Below are 21,405 nucleotides of genomic sequence, written 5' to 3' on the forward strand. Positions count from 1 at the left end.
ATTATAGTGATGATAACGGCCGCCCATCTGATCCCCTAATTTTGTTTAAAATGATCTTTATTGGTTATCTTTACGGTATAGGTAAGGTTAAATCGCTTATCTAAATCGGGAAAATTGCTTTATAAATTTAGAAAGGAAAAAATGGAGCGAAGCTTCGCAGACTCAAAAGAGCTGCATGGGCTTCGCTACTGCCGGTTACGGGGATTATAGAATGCAAGTGAACAGGCTCTCCTTACAGCAGCCTGCCAAAATATAAAAAAGATTGCGACACACTTTGCCAGGTTAGAAAAAGTGTGTTGCCATTCTTTAGGTTGATTTGCCACCCTGTTGATTGGAGCGGAGGGCACTCGACTCCTGCGGGATAGAGAGGTCACGGGAGACCCCGCAGGCTCCAAAGAGCCGAGGAGGCTCCCGGACCTCCCCGCGGAAAGCGAGTGCCCGGAGCGGAAATCAACAGGCCAGTTAGCAGGGCAAATCCATTAATAAAAAATTGCCGAGAAATATACCCTTTCTCGACAATCTGATCCCTTCGTAGTCGGAGGGCTTTTTCTTTGTTAATATTCACGGTGCAACAGCGTACAAAGACAGCACGATCCGGATCCTTTAAACACTCAACACGATTCACGTTTCCCAACACCTTTGATTTCTTTTTCCTTCCTCACGAAACACAATTATTACCATCCATTATTAACACCTTTTCCTCACCATACAGTGACGATGTTCACAAAACGTTCATTTTTTAAAATGCTGTTTTACTACACTTTGGTAGCGCTTTCGCAAAATGTTCAAAAATAATTATTTTCCTGTGCGATGCATCACACTTTTAATAACAATGAGAGTTTAGGATGGAGTTGTTCATTAGATAAAGAAAACTCGCCGATTAGCAACCTAAGGGCGGTTCATGAGGCGTAGTTGCACTTATGCCTGATGGGAAAATTCACTTTCCTATCGGCCAAAAAAGGAGGGGGGACAATCGTGCAAAAAGCAATCATTAGCTTTGTTATTTGTGCTCTACTTGGCTTCGGCCTTGGCTATCTTGTATTTGGTGTCATAATGGGGGACTCCGAAAAACAACCGCAGGTAACACAGACAGAAACAAAGGACTCCACTACCACAAAGAGTCCTGATTCAAAAGAAACAGCAACTTCTTCAGTCAGCGAAGACAACATTCTTAATAAACGAGGATGCCTTGGCTGCCATAGCGTTGAAGCATTGAACTTAAAAGGAGGCCAAGTCGGGCCGGACCTTTCACAAGCCTTTGTTAACGTTGAAGGAAAACATGGCAAGCCGATTGAAGAATTCTTAAAACAGCCAACTTCAGCCGTTATGTCAGGCGTTATTGGTAAAAATCCATTAACAGATGATGAGCGTAAGCAGGTTTTAGACCTACTTAAGCAAGCATCTGAAGCGAAATAAAAAGGTGGTGTAATTGAATGAAAAAATGGATTCCGATTGTTTCAGGTTTGCTTGTCGGTTTCATTGCAGCAACAATCTCTTTTGCGGACTTTTCCGGAAAAACAAACACTGAAGCTGCTTCTAGCAACAAGAGCAATGCCGAAAAGGTTTATGTTCCATTCGGTCAAAAAGATGACTATTACTTATTTGCATCCGGCGGCCACTCTGGTCAAATGTTTATCTATGGGGTTCCATCGATGCGAAAAATCAGAACCATTCCGGTTTTCTCACAGGATTCCGCAACAGGCTATGGCTTTGATGAGCATTCCAAAAAACTTATGGGCGGCTATACTTGGGGTGATCTTCACCATCCAGCCTTCTCGGAAACAAAAGGCGACTATAATGGGAAATGGATGTTCGCAACCGATGTCGGCAACAGCCGTGCAGCTGTCGTTGATTTGAAAACGTTCACGACAAAAGACATCATCAAGGTTCCAAACACGGCCGGTCCTCACTGCGCCGCATTTGTTACAGAAAATACGGAGTATATGTTCCTGCCAACTCGTTTCGCTGTACCGGTGGGTCAAAAGTATGAATCACTTGACGACTACAGCCAAAAATACCGCGGGGTCATGTCTGCAGTTACCTTTGACGAAAAGAATGTCAAGTTAAATATTGCTTACCAGGTTGCCCTTCCACCTTGGTCCTATGACCTGTCTGATGCTGGTAAAAAAGGCTCGGCTGATTGGGCCGTTATGACCACCTATAATACAGAAGAATCAACAACCACAATGGAAGTGAATGCATCACAAGCAGACCGTGACTATATCGTTCTTTTTAACTGGAAAGAGCTTGAGAAGATGGTTAAAGAAGGAAAGTACGAAGATGTTGATGGTCAAAAGATGATTTACCCTGAAAAACAAAAGGGTGGCATTTATTTAGTGCCGGTTGCGAAATCACCACACGGCGTGGACGTCACACCTGACGGCAAATACTTCATCGCCTCTGGTAAACTCGCACCTACGATGACTGTGTTCTCATTTGAAAAAGCATTTAAGGCTGTTGAAAACAAGGAATTTGCTGGTGAACGTAACGGGATTCCGATTCTTAATTACAAATCAGTCATGGAACGAGAAGTAAACCCTGAAAATGCGCTTGGACCACTTCATACACAATTTGATGACAAAGGCATGGCCTATACCACCATGTTCATTTCTTCTGAAATTGTTAAGTGGGATCCTAAGACTGGGAAGACATTAGACCGTGTCCCTGTACAATACTCACCAGGACACTCTGTTGCCGCTGAGGGCGACACCGTATCGCCTGATGGACATTGGCTCGTTGCCTTGAACAAAATTGCCAAGGACAGCTACTTATCAGTAGGACCTTCCCACCCTGAATCGATGCAGTTAATTGACATCAGCGGCAAAATGAAGGTCATTCTGTCGGCACCGGTTGATCCAGAGCCGCACTATGCCCAGATGATTAAGGCAGATAAGATTAAGACTATTAATGTTTATCCAAAGGATTCAAAGAATCCAGATGCCGTCTATAAACAAAATGATACAAAGATTGTTCGTAAAGGCAACGAAGTTCACGTATACGGGATTGCGATGCGCTCCAGATTTATTTTTGACCATAAAGCAAAACGCCCTGACGTGATTGAGGTTAACCAAGGGGACCATGTATTTATCCATTTAACCAATATTGACTTCGATGAGGATATTACTCATGGTTTTGCCATCAACAGCTATGACTTAAACATGGAAGTACAGCCTGGCCAAACGAATACCATGGAGTTTACGGCCGATAAAGCGGGGACATTCCCACTCTACTGTACAAACTTCTGCTCTGCACTGCATCAGGAAATGAACGGCTACTTCCTAGTAAAACCGAAGAATTAAAAATCATGATGTGTGGGTATCAATTTGAGAGGTTGATACCCCTCTCTATTCAATCAATTTGTCACTATAAAAGGAGTGGTTATCTTGAATGATAGTAGGAAAAGCCATAAATTATCGATTACTTCTTCATTACTCATAACCCTTTCAGCCATATTAATTGTTGTTTCCTTATTTTTTCCGTGGTGGAAGATGGTCTTTTATGCACCGCAATATCCTGAAGGTTTAAATATTATTGTCTATCCGAACAAGCTACAGGGAGAAATTGATATTATTAACGGGCTTAACCACTATATCGGAATGTCGAATTTCAGTAAAGAAAATTTCCCTGAATTATCCTACCTTTCCTACCTTATTGGTGGTTTAGCCGTCATTACTCTTTTAACTGCCATCCTTCGCAATAAGAAAGTGCTTTACGGATTAATTGGCATTATTACCATTGGCGGTGTGGCAGGAGTATTGGATCTTCATTTCGCCTTGCAAAAATACGGGACAAATTTAAGTCCAAAAGCACCGATTAAAATTGATCCATTTGTCCCGCCGATTATTGGACAGAATACGGTAGCAAACTTTACGACACACAGCTTACTTGGTACAGGTATCTATTTCGTGATCGCAGCCTTTATTCTATTGCTAATTCCGTTATGGAAGGATCGAAAAAAATGAAAAAAATGACGCTCTTTCTTTTCGTTTTTTCTCTCTTTTTCCTCGTGAAACCTGAGAAAAATATGGCAGCCGAAAACTTGCAAGCAATCATCGACTCCATGAAAGAGGGGGCGGTGTTGAAGCTTGAAAATAAAACGTATGAAGGCAATATCGTCATCACTAAAAGCATGACGATTATTGGCGCAAATAAAACCGTGATCACAGGAGACGGAACCGGTAACGTAATTTCTGTCAAAGCTCCTCATGTGAAGCTTAGCCATTTAACGGTAACCCACGGCAGCATGAACCGAAACTCTGCCGAGGAATACGCAGCTATCAAGATTTATTCAGATAACAATGTGATTGAGCACATCAAAATCCGCCATTCTTTTCACGGTATTTATTTAAGCAAGGCCCACCATAATATCATCCGTTATAACGATATTAAAGGAATGGGGAAAGGGGAAATTGCCGCCCAGGGTAATGGAATTCATGTTTTCTATGCAAATGATAATCTATTATCCAACAACACCGTCGACGGCACACGGGACGGCATGTTCTTTGATTATGCCAATAACAATAGAAGCTATGACAATAACATTACCAATACTCGATATGGTCTGCATTACATGTATTCAGACGAAAATATTTTTAAAAGAAATGTGTTTACGATGAATACTGGCGGCGCTGCTGTCATGAACTCGAATCACCTGAAATTAGAAAACAACCAATTTATCATTAACTATGGAAACCAATCGTTTGGCTTATTGCTTTTACAAGCCAATGATAATTATATAAAAAACAATACCTTTTACATGAACCAGCGAGGATTGTATATTGACCAGGCCACGAGAAATACGATTCTCAACAATAAAATTATCCAAAATCAAATTGGCATTGAGCTTTGGGCCAGTTCCAATGACCAAACGTTCACGCTAAACCAAATTTCCGAAAATACGATTCCCGCGGTTACTCTTGGCGGCAAAGGAGAAAACAATTCCTGGAGCAAGAATGGCAAAGGAAACAATTGGGGCTCCACCTTTCCGTTGACTGATTTAAACCAAGACGGCATCGGAGATTTTCCAATTACCTATCATTCTTCCCTCCACCAATTAATTGAGGACCAAGAACTAACCAATTTATTTTTAAAAAGTCCAGCGATTACGATTTATGAAAAAATAAATGCAACATTGAATGACGATGAAGTTATGTTTAAGGATTTACACCCATTAACAACCGCAAAAGGCAAACATTCTTCTATCATTTATCTTGCCATCGGACTGGCGGTCATGTTGATCTTAATAAAGGGGAGACATCAACTATGCATTATATTTGGAAGGAATGGAAGGAAAACATAAGAGGAAAAGGACTGTGGCTTTCTTTAAGCATCATTGTTATCCTAACAATCAGCATTTTGTTTCGATCCACCGCCCTTTCCTTTGATAAAGGATTTTATATTCTGTTAATCAATCTGTTTGATACGCTCATTTACTTTATTCCAATTCTTTGCCTATTTATCGGGGCGTTCTCGATTTTTCAAGAAAAGGAACAAAAGACGTTAATCATGCTGTTGACGAAGAAGGACAATTATCCAAGCTTTTTGGTTAAAAAAAGCCTCGGGCTCTATACAGTAGTTCTTGTCCCACTCATTGGTTGGTTTTTCATGTATTTACTGCTATTAAAATTTACTTTTCAACTCGATATTAAAAGCTATTTGATATTTGTGGCAGCGATTGTGCTCATGGCACTGATATTCTTGCAAATGGGGGCAGCTATCGGCAGCTTCAGCCGTTCGCGGATGCAGATCATTGGCTATACGATATTTGTATGGTTTTACTTTTTCTTTCTGCACGATTTTATTCTGCTATCATTTTTACCTGACGTCACCTACGAAAATGTAAAATTATTTTCATCCGTTTATTTTTTAAATCCGCTTCAGTCCGTTAGAATGTACCTAGAAACCGGGATGGGCGTGTATTCGTTTGGTCACATGTCAAGGCTATTGCAGGCATTCATGTGGACAAAGCCGGTATTCTTTTTGCTTGGAAATTTGATTTTCTGGCTTGCCGTTTCCTTTGGTACGGCGATTGTGTTCAACCGTAAGGAGGGGTACGAATGATAAAGGTGGAGAATTTAAACCAATCGTTCGGAAAAAAAACAGTGCTAGATGCGATCACGATTGAGGTTCATAAACATGAAATTTGCGCGTTAGTCGGCCGGAATGGCGCTGGGAAATCAACGTTCATTAATAGTTTGCTAGGTTTATTACCTGTGAAGCAAGGGTCGATTGCGATTAATGGAATTAAAGTCAAGAAGAAAAATGACGAATGGAAAAAGGCGATTGCCTACTTGCCAGAAAAGTTTATGCTTTACCCGATGCTGACCGGGCTTGAGAATATGACCTTTTTTGCGGAAGCTGTTGAGAAGGCGGCTGACCTCGAACGGATTGAGCTTTCACTAAGGTCGGTTAGCTTGTGGGACGACCGCGAAGTCCAGGTAAAGTCTTATTCTAAGGGAATGCTGCAGCGCCTTGGTTTGGCGATAACCCTCTACCAAGATTCTAGCATTTTGATTTTAGATGAGCCGACAAGTGGGATTGACCCGATGGGAAGAAAGGAAATCCTCGAGGTATTGAAATCACTTCATGATAAAACGATTCTTCTCTCGTCGCATCATCTCGATGAAATCCGCCAGGTTTGTACACATGTTGCTTATTTAGATAATGGGAAAATGGAGAAATTCACGGTGGATGAATTTTTAGAAACACATCATTTAGGGGGAATGGAATCATGAAGAAACGAGTGATGTTAGCGCTGCTTCTTCTGATCGCACTGATAACCGGCTGCAGTTCGGGACCTGATTATAAAATAGAGGTCACGAAGGAGCTCTATTACCAAAAGGATACGGCTAGTGCGTTTGAAATTAAAGTAACCGAAAACAAAAAAGCGGTTAAAGGTCTTGACGTTTCAGTGGAGCTGTCAATGACAAATATGGATCACGGCACCTATAATGTAAAGCTGGTTGAAGGAAAGAACGGTACTTATTCCGGGAAAGTGAAGCTGCCGATGACAGGTAAATATGAAGCCTCCTTTACATTAGTAAAGGATGGAAAAAAGGCAGAAAAAGTAGTCGATATCAACGTTGTTATGCCTAAAGGTGTCGCAAAAATGAACGGTGAATGGATCACCAACGAGGATTTAGCCTTTTATCAGTTGATTAATCAGCTTCAATTAGAAATCAACCGTGAAACGGCAAAAAAAAAATATAGTGGTAAGCAGTTAGAGGAAGAACTAGCCTACTTAGATTCGCAGGAAAAAATCAGTGACGATAAAAACCAATTACTCACGCAAATTATCCGCCTCCGCTCCATGGCGATGCTCGCGGATGAAAAAGGTCACCAGGCGACAGATGCTGAAGTCGACCAGGCAATAACGAAGGTCCGCGACCAGTATAACCAGTTTGAATCAGCGAAAAGGCTAATCACTGAATACGGCGCAGACCAATTTTGGGCAACTGAAAAGCAACAGTATAAGATGATTGTCCTATCGAAGAAAGTCCAACAGGATTTAGTCGACCAAGTTAAAAAGGAAAACCCAAAAGCTGGAGACCAAGAAATCTACTACCAAGCCCAGCAAAAATACGAAGAACTCCTCGTCTCCCAGGTCAACTCCTTAACAATTGAAATACTATAACGGAAACGGTGTCAGGCACCATGTGAATTTTTCACATGGTGCCTGACACCGTTTCCCATTTATTTCAAGTCCCTTAACGGAACGCGATATAATTTGTCGTCTTTTTCATCGGGGGTGCCACGACCATCAGTGTTGTTGCTAACAAAGTATAAATAGTCTCCATGAACATAGATGTCTCGAATTCTTCCCAGCCCGGTAACCACGGGCTTTGTCTTTTTCTTTTCTAAATCAAACTCCCGAACGGCATTCCCTCTTAACGTCGCCACAAAAAGCTTGCCATCAGCGACTGCCATTCCTGAAGGCGCCCAAGTTTCATCTCCAGATTGAAATAACGGCGTCTCCATACCTGCTCTCTTACTCATCCCTTGAATAACCGGCCAGCCGTAATTGGCACCTTGTTTGATCACATTGATTTCGTCATGGGCCGATTGGCCGTGCTCACTCTCATACAGCACACCTTGGATCCACACTAGCCCTTGTGGATTCCGGTGGCCATAACTGTAGACATAAGAATTCACAAAGGGATTATCACTGGGGATCGTTCCATCTAGATTCATCCGTAATATTTTCCCATTTAACGAGTTCAGCTTTTGTGCGAGGGCCGGCGATGTTGCATCGCCTGTTGTAATATAAAGCATTCCGTCAGGACCTATCTTCAGTCTACCCCCATGATGATAGGTAGCACTGGGAATTTTATCGAGAAGAACTTCTCCTTCTACCCATTCGGTACCATTCATCTTTAATACGATGATCCGATTAAATTGACCTTTCCCCTCATCGGAATAAGTATAATATGCATATGCTTTTTGGTTTTCCGGAAACTTGGGGTCAAGGACAAAGCCAAGTAGTCCCGCTTCAGCCGCATCTGCCAGCGGCATTTCTAAATGCACAGGCTGGCGTTCCATTTTACCGTCTTCGATTTTGACAACGCTGCCGGTCCGTTCACTAATGTAGAAAGTTTGATTCACCTGATCAATCGACCATGGGACAGATAAATTTTCAGCGACTACTTCTACGTCAGTTTGCGTAATAGCGACCACATTGTCCTCTTGATGCACATCCTTTTTTTCAAAAAAAGAACAGCCAGAAAGCAACAATATCATCACAAGTAAAATAGAAACAGCTTTGTCCATGAGGGCCCCCCTACCTATAACACTTCTAAAATCGCCTTTGCTACACCGCTTTCCTCATTCGTGTCCGTAATTACATCACATAGAGACTTAATTTCGTAGCTTGCATTTCCCATTGCAACCGATCTTCCAGCTTTTTCAAACATTGAGACATCATTATAATTATCACCAATCGCCATTGTCTCCGCCATGGAAATCCCTTTTGCTTTGGCAAATGCTTCAAGGGCAATCCCTTTTTGCGCCCTTTTATTCGTAATTTCGAGGTTTTCATGACCTGATGCGGAAACAGCCAATTCGTCAAACTCTGCAAGCGAGTTGCTAGCTGCTCCAAGCTTGTCAGCATCAAATGAAAAAGCAAGTAGTTTATAAATTTGATACTTTTCGTCTGTAAACAGAATTTCATAATCATCAATTGGATGGACCAAGCCATTACGTAATCTGGCTCCTGCAGCATGTACAATCTCTTCACGGTTTACATCGGGATTGGCGCTGACAATGATATCCACGAGCGTCGAAATCGCTTTGTCGGCATCAATCGTGTAGGCGCCCTTATTTGTATATACCTCGAAATACACATCATGTTCCCTTAAATTTGCGGCAACTTCTCGTGTCAATTGCTTACCGATGGGCGTTGCTGAAATAACTTCCCCTTCTTTCGAGCGTACCTCTGCTCCATTCACACAAATTACCGGGCAGTTCAACCCAGCCTCAGCTAAGACGTAGGTTGCTTCTTGATAGGATCTGCCTGTAGCCACGACAAATTCTACTCCCTGTGATTGTGCTTTTATAATGGCTTCCATATTTTCCTTACTGATTTGCTGAACAGAATTCAATAATGTTCCATCCATGTCTGATGCAATACATTTTATCATGTTGTTCCACCTTCTACATTTTTTGAAAACAGTCTAGCACCAGCGTCTGTTTCCCTTCACTAAGCAGGCGCCTCCGATTGTCTTATTAGTGCCATTCTAACATGAATGTCTGGTTATTATCTCCAATCTGCTCAATCCAGATACTTGCTGCCTTCACGAACGCTTAACGGAGCTAACGGCTGACCCAAGATAAACTGCTTCACGGATGTCGGATTTGTTTTCGAATATTCTCGTAACGCCCAGCCAATCGCCTTTTGGATAAAAAATTCCTTACTAGCGGCATTTTGCCGGATGTATTGATAAAGCAGCTCTTCATCCGTTTTCTGTTTGTATTTTAATTGAAAAAGAATCGCTGCCCGTCTAAGCCACATATGTTCATGCGTCGCCCAGCCATCAATTGTTTCTGCGATCACATCTGGAAACTTATCAGCGATTTTTCCAACTGCCTTGGGCGCAATCGCATCAACGGTATCCCACCATGATTTCGTGGTAATTAACTGCTCCATGAACGGCAAATCGGCTTTCTGCAGCTTATTCAAGGATTTTTCTATATAAGTCAAGGCCGTATATTGATATTCCCTTTCATCCTTTTCCCAAAGCTCGACAATAAATTCCTTGCTAAATGGTTCTTTTAACAACCCTGTATCTTTAAAAAAATGCTTTTCTAATTCCTTTCGTAACGGTGACTTGATTCCTAAGAAGGCAAAATGGCCCTTCAAATAATTTTTCATCGGCACAGCTTCCGTTTCATTACGGTTTTTCTCAAACAAATCCGTCAACAAGACAACCTTTGCATCCAAAAAAATCAGTCCTCTCTCTTCATGCTAGTTCTCCGTATTGTTGGTTAAAAATACTTGCGATCCAATTTCTTCTCCATCTTCCTCATCGAAAACTTTCTCGTATGGGAATTGATTGTTGATCAATATCTTTTTCCAAAAACGGATGGCTAAACGGAGACTCAATTCGATACACTCCTGTGTTTATTTTTCCATATGTAGTAATTCTCCTATTAAGCTGGTATCCCTTTATTCTTTTTCAGCCTACATCACGAGAAGGTACACAAGGATTTTCCTGTTTTCAAAAATAATTACCTTAAAAACTAATATTTCATAAATATGTAAAAGTTAGAAAGATTTTATGGAATATTTGTGAACTATAATATTTTATGAAAGGGTTTCCATGTGGGGGCATGGGCCTTTTAAGTTATTGGGGAAAGGGAGAATATCATGCGGGGGAAAGAGTACGTTCTGCAAATTGGGTTTCATGATCGACTTGGATTAGGCTATGAAGTTTTTAGTTTACTAAGACAGCAAAATATAAGCTTACTGGGAATGGAAGCAAAGGTAAGTGGAAAAATGACGATCAAATTTAAAGGGATTACCCTTGAAGAACTAAATGATTTTGTTTTACAGCTAAAAAAAATAAAGGATATTCATACGATTACCTTCCATGGCTCGATGCCTCATGAACAAAGAGAACGACAATTGGAAACCATTTTAAATTCTGTCAGTGAAGGCATCATCGCCATTAATAAGGATGGGGTCGTCACCCATATTAATGATGTAGCCATTAAAATTTTCCACTTTACAAATAATCAAGTTATCGGAAGACACGTTAAAGATTTACTAGAGACGGACATCCCCATCATAAATACAATCCAAACAGGGGTACCCTATAAACTGAAAGAAGTAAAAATAAAAAAAGGAAATAAAAATATCCATTATTTAACGAGCGGTGTTCCTATTGTCAATAATGATGGCGAAATTATTGGTGCCGTTGCTACAATTAAGGATTATAAACAAATAGAAGAAATTATTTCAAAGGTGGATAAAAGAAAACCATTTTCCTTTGACGATATTATCTTTCAAAGCAGTCGGATGAAGCAGGTTATTGAAACAGCCGCGATGGTAGCGAAAAGTAAATCTACTATCTTGCTAAGAGGGGAAAGCGGCACTGGCAAGGAATTATTTGCTAAGGCCATCCAAATGGAAAGCAATCGTTATGAGCAGCCGTTTGTTGTTATTAATTGTGCGGCTCTTCCTGAGAATTTACTTGAAAGTGAATTTTTTGGCTATGAGGACGGTTCATTTACTGGTGCCTTAAAGGGCGGAAAAAAAGGTCTATTTGAACAAGCAGATAAAGGAACACTTTTCTTAGATGAAATCGGTGAATTATCTCCCCATATGCAAGTGCGCCTGCTTCGAGTTTTACAAGAGAATACGATCCGAAGAATTGGCGGACATAAGGAAGTGAAAATCGATGTTCGAATTATCGCTGCCACCCACCGAAATTTAGAGGAAATGGTGAAACAAGACTCATTCAGAGAAGATTTATATTATCGGCTTAATGTCGTACCCATTCATATACCTCCTTTGAGAGAAAGAAGAGAAGATCTGCCTCTTTTAATCAATCATTTAATAGGGAAAATTTGCCTAAAACTGGGCAGGTCTGAAATTAAATTGCCTAACGAAAGTATGAATTACTTAACTCGCCAACCTTGGCCGGGAAATGTTCGTCAGCTTGAAAACGCTCTTGAAAGAATCTTGAATGTCGTTACCCACCCGGAAATTACTGTTTTTGATATTTGTCAATGGATCAACCTAGAAACCCCACAAAGATTGAGCAGCACTGAAGAAAATGTTGTTTCCATCCATATCAATTTGAATAAGGAGTTCCCGCAATTAAAAGACATCGTGGATGAAGTTGAGAAAAAGGTCATCTTACAGGTTCTCAAAACCCATGATTCCTCTAGAAAGGCAGGAAGGGTTTTAGGAATTTCCAATACAACGGTCCTCAACAAAATGAAAAAATATGGAATTGACTATGAACAGGTTCAATGATTATAGTATTGAGTTAAGACTTTCATTTCTTAACTCAATTTTTTTTGGCATAAAAATTGCATATTTGATAGATGAACTTTTTATTTTATAAAATGGGGTGTTTTAAATGGGGAAAAAAGTTCAAGAGAAGGAAAATTTAAAGAGAGGGTTAAGCAATCGACACATTCAGTTAATTGCTCTTGGGGGAGCAATCGGGGTCGGACTCTTTTACGGTTCCACATCAACCATCCAGTTGGCTGGTCCGTCCGTCATTTTTTCCTACATGATTGGGGGAATGATTATATTCACCATTATGAGGGCACTGGGCGAAATGGCAGTGGCTGAGCCGGTATCAGGTTCGTTTAGCTCATATGCCAATCGCTACCTTGGACCATTTGCCGGTTATTTAACCGGTTGGACTTACTGGTTTATGTGGGTTGTCGTCGGTATGGCAGAGATTACTGTTATCGGGGTTTATGTGAACTACTGGTTCCCTGATATTCCACAATGGGCGTCTGCTCTCGCTGCCTTATTATTAATTACCTGTATCAATCTCGTCAATGTTAAGGCATACGGTGAATTTGAATTCTGGTTTGCCTTAATAAAAGTAGTCGCTATTGTAGGAATGATCGCGGCTGGTTTAGCGATTGTCTTCTTCGGCTTTGGTAACGGTGGTCACGCAATAGGGTTTAGCAATCTTTGGTCCCACGGCGGCATGTTCCCACATGGAATGAAAGGCTTGCTCTTTTCGCTTGTAATGGTTATGTTCTCATTTGGTGGCGTTGAATTAATTGGGATTACCGCGGGTGAAGCCACTGACCCTAAGAAAACCATTCCAAAAGCGATTAATAGCGTAATTTGGCGTATTCTCATCTTTTATGTAGGTGCCCTGGGTATCATGATGACCTTATACCCATGGAATGAAGTAGGCTCAAACGGCAGTCCCTTCGTATTGATTTTTGATAAAATCGGGATTCCTGGGGCAGCAGACCTTATTAACTTCGTTGTTCTAACAGCAGCGCTTTCGGCCTTTAACAGCGGACTTTTTAGTACAGGAAGAATGCTTTACAATCTATCCTTGCAAAATAACGGCCCGAAGTATTTCGGAAAATTAAATAAGTGGAGTACACCAAGTAGAGGTATTTTATTCTCATCTGCATTTCTATTAATTGCTGTATTTTTAAATTATGTTGTCCCTGAAAAGGTGTTTATTTACATCTCAGCTGTCGCAACCGTCGCAGTTGTAACAAGCTGGACGATTATTTTAATCACACAAATTGCCTTTAGAAAAGCGAAATCGAAAGAGGAAGTTAGTAAACTTGATTTCAAACTTCCCTTCTTCCCGTATTCCTCCTATATTGCACTTGCCTTTTTAGCGATGGTCATTGTTCTAATGGCCTTTATCGATGGAATGAGTATTGCTTTATACGTTGCACCTGTATGGTTCCTTGTTCTATATGTTGGATTTAAGTTAAAGAATCGGGCTAAACCTGGTGAAACAAGCCTAAGTAAAAAAGCAGTTTAATGATATGGGCATCGGTCAAAGTGATCGATGCTTTTTTTAAAGATAAGAAAGAAAATTTCGACTTTGAGAATTGTCCAGCGGAAGCGCCACTAAAACGAGCGCTTCCGCTTTTCTTTCTGCCAACTTTTTTGAACAGTGTTAAGAAAAAGTGTCAAGTTTTCGAACCATTCGTGAAAACGTTTACAATCTTTCTGTTCATTTATCCGTTGCACTCAGGGCTTATGTTGATTCTACAATTGGCACAAAAATTGCAACAGATAAAGTTGTATATCTAAATACAGCTTTGGAGGGGTAAATGATGGTCATTACAGAAGAACAAAAAAAAATCTTGGATATTTTTGAAGCAATGAAGGAAAACGGACACGAACAAATTATCTTTAATTATGACAAAACAACTGATTTAAAATCGATTATTGCTATTCATGATACAACTCTCGGACCAGCTCTTGGCGGCTGCCGCATGTGGCCCTATAAAACAACCGATGAGGCCTTACAAGATGTGCTCCGATTATCAAAAGGAATGACCTATAAATGCGGTGTATCTGGAGTTGATTTTGGTGGTGGAAAAGCTGTCATCATTGGTGACCCACACACTGATAAATCTGATGAACTTTTCCAAGCCTTTGGCACCTTTATTGAAACATTAAAGGGCAGATATTACACCGGAACAGATGTAGGAACCGTTAGCATGGATTTTGTTTCTGCTGCGAAGCAAACAAAGTACCTTGTTGGTTTACCTGAAGAATACGGCGGCAGCGGGAACTCAGCCGTCATTACAGCCTTCGGTGTTTGGAAAGCCATTAAAGCAACGGCGAAGGAAGTCTTCGGGTCTGATACGTTAAAAGGTCTCACCATTGCTGTCCAAGGGTTAGGTAAAGTTGGATCATTTCTTGTCGACCACCTTTATGGTGAAGGGGCAAAACTAGTCGTTACCGATATTTATCAAGAAAATGTCGATAGAGTCATTAGTAAATACCCGGATATTCAAGCAGTTGATCCTGATGACATCTATCGTGTCGATTGTGATATTTTCTCACCAAATGCCCTTGGTGCTGTTATCAATGATGAGACGTTAACGCAATTTAGATGTTCAGCGATTGCCGGTGCCGCCAATAACGTTTTGGCAGAAGAAAGACACGGCGACATCCTCCATGAAAAAGGTATTCTTTATGCACCTGATTATCTTGCCAATGCCGGTGGGCTCATTCAGGTTGCTGATGAGCTTCACACCTATAATAAGGACCGCGCCTTTAGAAATGCTGAACATATTTACGATATTCTCGGACAAATCTATCAGATTTCGAAACAAGAAAATATCCCAACCTATAAAGCTGCAAACCGTTTAGTCGAAACCAAAATTGAAAAAATAGGCCGAATTAAGACGAAATATACAGGTTGATCCTTTTATTCTCCTCCTAGAGGATTCTAGGAGGAGAGTTAATATTTAGCTGGAGGTACAAAATGCGGTTTAAAAATTTCTCTGAAGTTATCCAAAAGGCCCAAACGGAACATCCGCTCCCCATTAGCATTGCCCAGGCTCATGATGTGGAAGTCCTCAAGGCTGTTCAGGAAGCAGTGGAGCTTGGACTAATTGAGCCCCTTTTTGTCGGTGATCGGGAAAAAACGATAGAACTCGCTGAAAAATTATCATTCGATCTTCACCCCTTCAAACTCTATCATGCCTCAGGGGAGGATGAGGCCTGCTTCCTCGCAACTGAGCTAGCTTCAACAGGCAGGGCAAAGGCCATCATGAAAGGGCTGGCGAATAGTACACCATTTTTAAAAGGGGTATTGCATAAAGAATTAAAACTGAAATCAAACAGGTTGATTAGCCATTTATCTGCATTCGAGATTCCGGGCTTTGACCGAATTGTTTATATGACAGATGGAGGATTAAACATCCAGCCATCAATAGAACAAAAAAAAGAAATCATTGTAAATGCCTCCCTGTTTCTCCATACGATCGGCCTTATGGAACCTCGTGTTGCCTTGCTAGCGGCAAATGAACGAATGAACCCAAAAATGCCAGTAACAGGAGAAGCACAGGAAATCACTCGATTTTTTGAACGGGAATATCCGAAAAGCCTGCTTATCGAGGGACCACTGCCACTCGATCTTGCCATCTCTGAAACTTCTTTACTGCATAAAGGCCTGGTGAGCAAGCTTGATGGAAAAGCTGATCTGTTAGTCGTTCCGACGATTGAGGCAGGGAATATTTTTGGTAAGGCGATCACCTATTTTGCCGGTGGAACCATGGCTGGAATCGTCTTAGGTGCAAAGGTCCCGCTCATTTTAAATTCCAGGTCTGATTCCTCAAAGGCAAAGCTGGCATCGATTGCGCTAGCGGTAGTTTCTTCATATAAATGTGAAACAAGTACGGTTTGACGATGAATCTATTAAAAAAGAAACTTACCATTCTGATTGGCCATTATGGTTCTGGAAAAACAACCTTAGCGGTGAATTTAGCCTATCAGGCGCGAGGTTCAGTTGCCCTTGCTGATATTGATGTTAATAATCCTTATTTCCGCTCACGGGATTGGATCAATAAATTTGAAGAATATGGGATTGAACTTATTATTCCGGACCCAGAAATTGCCTATGCGGAAATGCCCTTTTTGCCAGCACAAATTTATGGCTCCCTACAAAAGGAAAAGAAATTAATTTTGGATGTTGGCGGAAATGCGTGCGGAACTACCGTTTTAAGCAGTTTGGCACAAACGATTCAAACGCTCGATTATGAGTTGGTGTTTGTCGTCAATACCTTTCGTCCAGGGTCGGAAACAATCGAAGAAATAATTGAGATGTTTTATTCTCTGCAAGCCATTTCGCGATTAAAAATTACTGGTATCATCAATAATTCTAATTTACAGGGTTTTACTGAGCTTGAAGATATTTTAGCAAGCGAAAAGATCGTTTCATCCGCTGCTGAGAAATTAGCCGTTCTCTTCTTAGGAAATTGTATCGTAGAGAATTTGGCAGCTGACGTTAGCAGGAAAATTCATTCACCCATTTATCCAATTGTCCGTCTTGAACAGCTTAAATGGTGAAGCTTAGAGGTGTCCTATGTTAAAAACAAAAAACGCTTATGTAACAATCGATGAAAATCTCTGCAAAGGCTGTGGGCTTTGTGTTTCCGTTTGTCCGCAAGAAACCCTATCTTTGACAAACGAGCCGAACAGTAAAGGGTACTTTCCTGCCCTGCAGCAACATCCTGATGGATGTACTGCCTGTAACAAATGTGCCGTAATGTGTCCAGAAATCGCGATAAAGGTTTTTATTGATTAATTTACCGGAAACGGGGGATGAGTATGAAAAAGTATTTAATGAAAGGGAATGAGGCAATAGCCGAAGCCGCTATTCGTGCCAATTGCCGCCATTATTTTGGCTATCCAATCACCCCTTCTACAGAAATTATCGAATATATGGCGACCAAAATGGCCAAAGTAGGCGGTACTTTTGTTCAAGCAGAAAGTGAAGTTGCCGCCATTTATATGGTATTTGGATCGGCTGGGTCGGGAAAACGAGTCATGACCGCTTCCTCAAGTACGGGAATCAGTTTAAAGCAAGAAGGCCTTTCTTACATGGCTGCCAATGAATTGCCCGCGGTTGTGGTTAATATTATGCGTACTGGCCCTGGACTCGGGGGATTAGGCCCATCACAGGCTGATTATTTTCAAGCAACAAAAGGTGGCGGACACGGGGACTACCGTTTAATCGTTCTTGCTCCAAGCTCGGTGCAAGAAATGGCGGATTTTATTATCGACGGATTTGACCTCGCTGATATTCACAGGAATCCCGTTATGATTCTCGCTGACGGCGTGCTTGGACAAATGATGGAACCAGTCACCTTCAAAGAATACGAGCCAATTGCTGTCGATAAATCATGGGCAACGACCGGTGCCGAGGGACGCGAGCGCAATGTCATCTCCTCTTACAATCTGCAAAATGAAGCCGGCGAAACGAAGGCACTTTATCTTGAAGAAAAGTATCGTAAAATGGCGGAAGCCGAACAACGCTGGGAAAGTTACTTGATGGCTGATGCCGAATACGCCTTTGTGGCATATGGCACAAGTGCCCGAATTGTGAAGGGAGCTGTCGAGGAGCTAAGAGAAAAAGGGATGAAGGTTGGGATGATACGCCCGATTACCTTATGGCCATTCCCGAAAAACGCCTTTACACCTTACTTTAATCAAATTAAAGGCTATATGGTGGTGGAAATGAGCGCTGGACAAATGATTGAAGATGTAAAATTAACGGTGAATGGCATAGCGCCAGTTGAATTCTACTCCAGACAAGGTGGCATCACACCACAGCACAAGGAAATCATCGAAAAATTCGAAGCTGTCTTTTGCACCCAGGGGGTATTCGCATGAAACAAACCTTTAAAAAAACAAAAGCATTAATCGATAAACCGTTCCATTATTGCCCTGGCTGCACTCACGGAATCATCCATCGTATTTTGGGCGAGGTCCTTGAAGAACTAAACCTCTTGGAAAAAACAATTGGGGTTGCACCAGTCGGCTGCTCTGGTTTTATGGAACAGTATTTCAATATCGATTTCCAATGTGGGGCACATGGTCGGGCACCAGCGATTGCCACTGGGATTAAACGGTCCTTACCTGAAAAGATCGTATTTACCTATCAAGGGGATGGGGATATGGCCTCCATTGGGATTGCGGAAGCCATTCATGCAGCTGCACGTGGTGAAAAATTCACTTCCATTTTTGTCAATAACGGTATTTATGGCATGACCGGTGGACAAATGGCACCAACCTCATTAATTGGTCAAAAAACAGCTACCTCACCATACGGAAGAGATGCTGATTTGGCAGGCTTTCCACTAGATCTACCGTTAATGATGAGCACCATCCGCGGTGCTGCTTATGTTGCTTCTGTTTCGGTTGATACTCCCGAGAATGTGATGAAAGCGAAAAGAGCGATAAAAAAGGCGTTTAAAGTTCAATTAGCCGGACTAGGATTTTCCTTTGTCAGTGTTTTATCAACCTGTCCTACCAATTGGGGGCTTTCGCCAACTGAATCACTGAAGTGGCTTCAAGATCATTTAGGAAGCTATTATACATTAGGAGAATTAAAAACCCCAGAAATGGCAAAGGCATAGGAGTGAATATAATGGAAAAAGTAATAATCTCTGGTTTTGGTGGTCAAGGGGTTCTATTCACTGGAAAACTTTTAGCTTTTACGGGGATGGTAACTGGCAAACATGTATCATGGATTCCTTCCTATGGCCCCGAAATGAGAGGCGGTACAGCAAATTGTTCGGTCATTATTTCTGAAAAAGAAATTACCTCACCCATTGTCAATCAGTGTACAACACTTCTTGCCCTCAATAGCCCATCATTGGAAAAATTTCAAGATAGTGTTGAAACCAATGGCAAAATCCTATTCGATGGCTCGATGATTCAGCAAATGAAGCCCGAAGGACTTCCTGTCGAATGGTTGGCTATAAATACAAAACCATTAGCAGACGAGCTAGGAACAAACTCGCTCTTAAATATGATTTTGCTCGGTGCATTTATCAAAGAAACTACCATTCTATCAATAGATGATTTGTATAAAGGGATGGAAGAAATGATCGGTAACAAGAAGCCAGAGCGGCTAAAGCTAAATAAAAAGGCATTAGAGATTGGTTTTCAATGGAAGGAAAGGACCAACGCTTATGTCTAAAACTGTCTTAGCCATCAATCCAGGCTCTACCTCGACAAAATTCGCTATATTTCAAGGGGATGACCTTCTCTTTAGTGAAACGGTCCGTCACGATGATAATGAAATGATGCCATTTAAAACAGTTGCAGACCAGCTTCCATTTCGCCTTGAAACGTTACTCATGAATTTAGAAAAAAGAAAATTTAACCTTAACAAGCTGGACGGAATCGTTGGCCGCGGGGGCTTATTAAAGCCCCTTGAAAGCGGCACCTATTTAGTGAATGAATATATGATAGGGGATGCGCTATCTTCAAGGTTTGGGGAACATGCGTCCAATCTTGGGGCGGTCATAGCTGGCGAATTAGCTGATAACCTAGACATTCCAGCCTTTATTGTTGACCCTGTTGGTGTGGACGAATTGATTGCCGAGTCCCGGCTATCCGGAATGGCTGAGATTGAAAGAGTTAGCCAAGTCCACGCCTTAAATATTAAAGCTGTTTCAAGGAAAATCGCTCAACAATTAAATACTCCTTTTGAGGATTTAAACTTTGTCGTTGCCCATATTGGCGGAGGTATTTCCGTTGTTGCTCACCGAAAAGGTAGAATCATAGACGTCAATAATGCCGATAATGAAGGTCCATTCTCCCCTGAGAGAACAGGGACGCTTCCAGCAAAACAACTTGTGAAGCTTTGCTATTCAGGGAAATATAATGAACAAGAAGTGCTGACGAAAATCACTAAGGTCGGCGGTGTCTATTCCTATCTAGGCACGAAAAGTATGGTTGAAGTGGAACAACGGGTATTGAACGAAGATGAACAAGCGACCCTCGTCCTAAATTCCATGATACATCAGCTTGGAAAAGAAATCGGAGCCATGGCGACAGTCCTTGAAGGGCATATTGATGGAATCATTTTAACCGGTGGTCTCTGCTATTCAGAATTAATCGTTGAGAAAATCAAGAAAAAGATCAGCTTTTTAGCTGATATTTATGTGGTTCCCGGCGAGGAGGAACTAGAAGCCCTCGCAGCAGGTGCCATTAGAGTTTTGACAAATCAAGAGCAAGCAAAAATTTATTGAGAAAAGCGTAAGCGCCCGTTTAGCGAAGTACACTAGCCGCTGGTGGCTCCTCGAAAAAGCTAACGCTATTCCTGCTTGGATGCTAATGCTCCGAATTCTTCCTTGTGGAGCTAGATACTTCTCAAAGTCAAAATTTTATACTTTTTTATCTTATAAAGAATAACCTGTTGGCACTGGGTGACAGCAGGTTTTTCTCCGCCGGCTTTATTCCACGAGTTTCTCTTACGTGAGGTTGAGCATTTTTTTCGCAAGAAACTTACATAAATAAATCCTCCGACGCCAACAATAAATCTAGTTTACTGGAAAGGAGTTTTTTATTTGACTAAAAAATTTAACAAAGGCAGCCGAAATCAAAATTCACCAAAGGCAGGTCATGCAGAAGCAGAATTTGCGAATGAGTTTGTCAGCGGTGATAATAGCAAGGGTAATCAAAATAATCACACCCAGAAAAAAAAGAAAAAATAACCGAGAGCTGGCATTTTTTCTAAAGAGTTTCGTCTATTGTGTATCTTAGAAAATTACATTTGCAATGACGTGTGAATTAACATACGTCATTTTCTCTTTTCTGTGGAAAAGGGGCGGAGCGCCGCAAAAATGAATCACTTTAACCAGTTTAAGTGAAATACCCTTTTCACTAGACGAAAGATGTGAAGTCTAGCTCTGCTCTCACCGCCTTTATTAGGT

Annotated in this window: 22 protein-coding genes and 1 pseudogene; 19 read left to right on the forward strand and 4 right to left on the reverse strand. The window is 41.3% G+C overall.

The window, feature by feature from the left end:
- Positions 1-81 precede the first annotated feature (81 nt).
- The 8 genes and pseudogenes from RTR43_RS23930 to RTR43_RS23965 all read left to right on the forward strand — a co-directional run.
- Positions 82-315, forward strand: a pseudogene (locus RTR43_RS23930) (transposase); the annotation flags it as partial.
- A gap of 660 nt (positions 316-975) precedes the next feature.
- Positions 976-1,416 (forward strand): cytochrome C, encoded by a 441-nt coding sequence (locus RTR43_RS23935; RefSeq protein WP_312476201.1) that lies wholly within the window; start codon positions 976-978, stop codon positions 1,414-1,416.
- Positions 1,417-1,433: 17 nt separating this feature from the next.
- Positions 1,434-3,299: a Sec-dependent nitrous-oxide reductase gene (gene nosZ / locus RTR43_RS23940; protein WP_312476202.1), complete on the forward strand. Its 1,866-nt coding sequence runs from the start codon at positions 1,434-1,436 to the stop codon at positions 3,297-3,299.
- Positions 3,300-3,383: 84 nt separating this feature from the next.
- Entirely contained in the window at positions 3,384-3,962 is a 579-nt protein-coding gene (locus RTR43_RS23945; protein ID WP_312476204.1) for a hypothetical protein, read from the forward strand.
- On the forward strand, positions 3,959-5,299 hold the full coding sequence (nosD, locus tag RTR43_RS23950; protein ID WP_312476206.1) for a nitrous oxide reductase family maturation protein NosD: 1,341 nt from the start codon (positions 3,959-3,961) through the stop codon (positions 5,297-5,299). The genes RTR43_RS23945 and nosD overlap by 4 nt, the downstream gene beginning before the upstream one ends.
- On the forward strand, positions 5,263-6,060 hold the full coding sequence (locus RTR43_RS23955; RefSeq protein WP_312476207.1) for an ABC transporter permease: 798 nt from the start codon (positions 5,263-5,265) through the stop codon (positions 6,058-6,060). The genes nosD and RTR43_RS23955 overlap by 37 nt, the downstream gene beginning before the upstream one ends.
- Positions 6,057-6,734, forward strand: coding sequence for an ABC transporter ATP-binding protein (locus RTR43_RS23960; RefSeq protein WP_312476209.1), 678 nt, complete (start codon positions 6,057-6,059; stop codon positions 6,732-6,734). The genes RTR43_RS23955 and RTR43_RS23960 overlap by 4 nt, the downstream gene beginning before the upstream one ends.
- Positions 6,731-7,633: a FixH family protein gene (locus RTR43_RS23965; protein WP_312476211.1), complete on the forward strand. Its 903-nt coding sequence runs from the start codon at positions 6,731-6,733 to the stop codon at positions 7,631-7,633. The genes RTR43_RS23960 and RTR43_RS23965 overlap by 4 nt, the downstream gene beginning before the upstream one ends.
- 59 nt (positions 7,634-7,692) lie before the next feature.
- Here the strand turns inward: RTR43_RS23965 and RTR43_RS23970 are convergent, their stop codons facing one another.
- The 4 genes from RTR43_RS23970 to RTR43_RS23985 form a co-directional block, all read right to left on the reverse strand.
- The gene (locus RTR43_RS23970) at positions 7,693-8,766 is read right to left on the reverse strand and encodes a PQQ-dependent sugar dehydrogenase (RefSeq protein WP_312476213.1); all 1,074 of its coding nucleotides are present in this window, start codon (positions 8,764-8,766) and stop codon (positions 7,693-7,695) included.
- A 14-nt stretch (positions 8,767-8,780) separates the two neighbouring features.
- Positions 8,781-9,635, reverse strand: a complete 855-nt coding sequence (locus RTR43_RS23975; protein ID WP_312476215.1) for a Cof-type HAD-IIB family hydrolase — start codon at positions 9,633-9,635, stop codon at positions 8,781-8,783.
- A 131-nt stretch (positions 9,636-9,766) separates the two neighbouring features.
- Entirely contained in the window at positions 9,767-10,435 is a 669-nt protein-coding gene (locus RTR43_RS23980) for a DNA alkylation repair protein (protein ID WP_312476218.1), read from the reverse strand.
- 24 nt (positions 10,436-10,459) lie between these two features.
- Complete coding sequence (locus RTR43_RS23985) at positions 10,460-10,597, reverse strand: hypothetical protein (RefSeq protein ID WP_312476219.1); 138 nt, start codon at positions 10,595-10,597, stop codon at positions 10,460-10,462.
- 264 nt (positions 10,598-10,861) lie between these two features.
- Here RTR43_RS23985 and RTR43_RS23990 point away from each other — a divergent pair, with 264 nt between their 5' ends.
- From RTR43_RS23990 to RTR43_RS24040, 11 genes are all read left to right on the forward strand, one after another.
- Positions 10,862-12,475 (forward strand): sigma 54-interacting transcriptional regulator, encoded by a 1,614-nt coding sequence (locus tag RTR43_RS23990; protein WP_312476221.1) that lies wholly within the window; start codon positions 10,862-10,864, stop codon positions 12,473-12,475.
- Positions 12,476-12,581: 106 nt separating this feature from the next.
- A complete protein-coding gene (locus tag RTR43_RS23995) occupies positions 12,582-13,979 on the forward strand; it encodes an amino acid permease (RefSeq protein ID WP_312476223.1) in 1,398 nt (465 codons plus the stop codon).
- Positions 13,980-14,307: 328 nt separating this feature from the next.
- A complete protein-coding gene (locus RTR43_RS24000; protein ID WP_312476240.1) occupies positions 14,308-15,378 on the forward strand; it encodes a Glu/Leu/Phe/Val dehydrogenase dimerization domain-containing protein in 1,071 nt (356 codons plus the stop codon).
- 62 nt (positions 15,379-15,440) lie between these two features.
- Complete coding sequence (locus RTR43_RS24005; protein ID WP_312476225.1) at positions 15,441-16,364, forward strand: phosphate acyltransferase; 924 nt, start codon at positions 15,441-15,443, stop codon at positions 16,362-16,364.
- 2 nt (positions 16,365-16,366) lie between these two features.
- Positions 16,367-17,026 (forward strand): nucleotide-binding protein, encoded by a 660-nt coding sequence (locus RTR43_RS24010; protein ID WP_312476227.1) that lies wholly within the window; start codon positions 16,367-16,369, stop codon positions 17,024-17,026.
- Positions 17,027-17,042: 16 nt separating this feature from the next.
- Positions 17,043-17,264 carry a 4Fe-4S binding protein gene (locus RTR43_RS24015; RefSeq protein ID WP_312476229.1) on the forward strand — a complete coding sequence of 74 codons (222 nt, stop codon included), beginning with the start codon at positions 17,043-17,045 and terminating at the stop codon, positions 17,262-17,264.
- A gap of 23 nt (positions 17,265-17,287) precedes the next feature.
- The gene (vorB, locus tag RTR43_RS24020) at positions 17,288-18,352 is read left to right on the forward strand and encodes a 3-methyl-2-oxobutanoate dehydrogenase subunit VorB (RefSeq protein WP_312476231.1); all 1,065 of its coding nucleotides are present in this window, start codon (positions 17,288-17,290) and stop codon (positions 18,350-18,352) included.
- The gene (locus RTR43_RS24025) at positions 18,349-19,098 is read left to right on the forward strand and encodes a thiamine pyrophosphate-dependent enzyme (protein ID WP_312476233.1); all 750 of its coding nucleotides are present in this window, start codon (positions 18,349-18,351) and stop codon (positions 19,096-19,098) included. The genes vorB and RTR43_RS24025 overlap by 4 nt, the downstream gene beginning before the upstream one ends.
- 11 nt (positions 19,099-19,109) lie before the next feature.
- Positions 19,110-19,664, forward strand: a complete 555-nt coding sequence (locus tag RTR43_RS24030; protein WP_312476235.1) for a 2-oxoacid:ferredoxin oxidoreductase subunit gamma family protein — start codon at positions 19,110-19,112, stop codon at positions 19,662-19,664.
- A complete protein-coding gene (gene buk, locus RTR43_RS24035) occupies positions 19,657-20,721 on the forward strand; it encodes a butyrate kinase (protein ID WP_312476237.1) in 1,065 nt (354 codons plus the stop codon). Before RTR43_RS24030 ends, buk begins: the two co-directional genes overlap by 8 nt.
- Before the next feature lie 318 nt (positions 20,722-21,039).
- Entirely contained in the window at positions 21,040-21,186 is a 147-nt protein-coding gene (locus tag RTR43_RS24040) for a hypothetical protein (RefSeq protein WP_312476239.1), read from the forward strand.
- Positions 21,187-21,405: the final 219 nt, after the last annotated feature.

This window comes from Neobacillus sp. (genome assembly GCF_031988165.1).
Lineage (GTDB): Bacteria > Bacillota > Bacilli > Bacillales > Cytobacillaceae > Neobacillus > Neobacillus rhizosphaerae.

Excerpts from the sequence above, each read along its gene's own strand:
- nosZ (WP_312476202.1), top strand. The coding sequence starts at position 1,434 with ATGAAAAAATGGATTCCGATTGTTTCAGGTTTGCTTGTCGGTTTCATT.
- nosD (WP_312476206.1), top strand. The coding sequence starts at position 3,959 with ATGAAAAAAATGACGCTCTTTCTTTTCGTTTTTTCTCTCTTTTTCCTC.
- RTR43_RS23955 (WP_312476207.1), top strand. The coding sequence starts at position 5,263 with ATGCATTATATTTGGAAGGAATGGAAGGAAAACATAAGAGGAAAAGGA.
- RTR43_RS23960 (WP_312476209.1), top strand. The coding sequence starts at position 6,057 with ATGATAAAGGTGGAGAATTTAAACCAATCGTTCGGAAAAAAAACAGTG.
- RTR43_RS23965 (WP_312476211.1), top strand. The coding sequence starts at position 6,731 with ATGAAGAAACGAGTGATGTTAGCGCTGCTTCTTCTGATCGCACTGATA.
- RTR43_RS23970 (WP_312476213.1), bottom strand. The coding sequence starts at position 8,766 with ATGGACAAAGCTGTTTCTATTTTACTTGTGATGATATTGTTGCTTTCT.
- RTR43_RS23975 (WP_312476215.1), bottom strand. The coding sequence starts at position 9,635 with ATGATAAAATGTATTGCATCAGACATGGATGGAACATTATTGAATTCT.
- RTR43_RS23990 (WP_312476221.1), top strand. The coding sequence starts at position 10,862 with ATGCGGGGGAAAGAGTACGTTCTGCAAATTGGGTTTCATGATCGACTT.
- RTR43_RS23995 (WP_312476223.1), top strand. The coding sequence starts at position 12,582 with ATGGGGAAAAAAGTTCAAGAGAAGGAAAATTTAAAGAGAGGGTTAAGC.
- RTR43_RS24005 (WP_312476225.1), top strand. The coding sequence starts at position 15,441 with ATGCGGTTTAAAAATTTCTCTGAAGTTATCCAAAAGGCCCAAACGGAA.
- RTR43_RS24010 (WP_312476227.1), top strand. The coding sequence starts at position 16,367 with ATGAATCTATTAAAAAAGAAACTTACCATTCTGATTGGCCATTATGGT.
- RTR43_RS24015 (WP_312476229.1), top strand. The coding sequence starts at position 17,043 with ATGTTAAAAACAAAAAACGCTTATGTAACAATCGATGAAAATCTCTGC.
- vorB (WP_312476231.1), top strand. The coding sequence starts at position 17,288 with ATGAAAAAGTATTTAATGAAAGGGAATGAGGCAATAGCCGAAGCCGCT.
- RTR43_RS24025 (WP_312476233.1), top strand. The coding sequence starts at position 18,349 with ATGAAACAAACCTTTAAAAAAACAAAAGCATTAATCGATAAACCGTTC.
- RTR43_RS24030 (WP_312476235.1), top strand. The coding sequence starts at position 19,110 with ATGGAAAAAGTAATAATCTCTGGTTTTGGTGGTCAAGGGGTTCTATTC.
- buk (WP_312476237.1), top strand. The coding sequence starts at position 19,657 with ATGTCTAAAACTGTCTTAGCCATCAATCCAGGCTCTACCTCGACAAAA.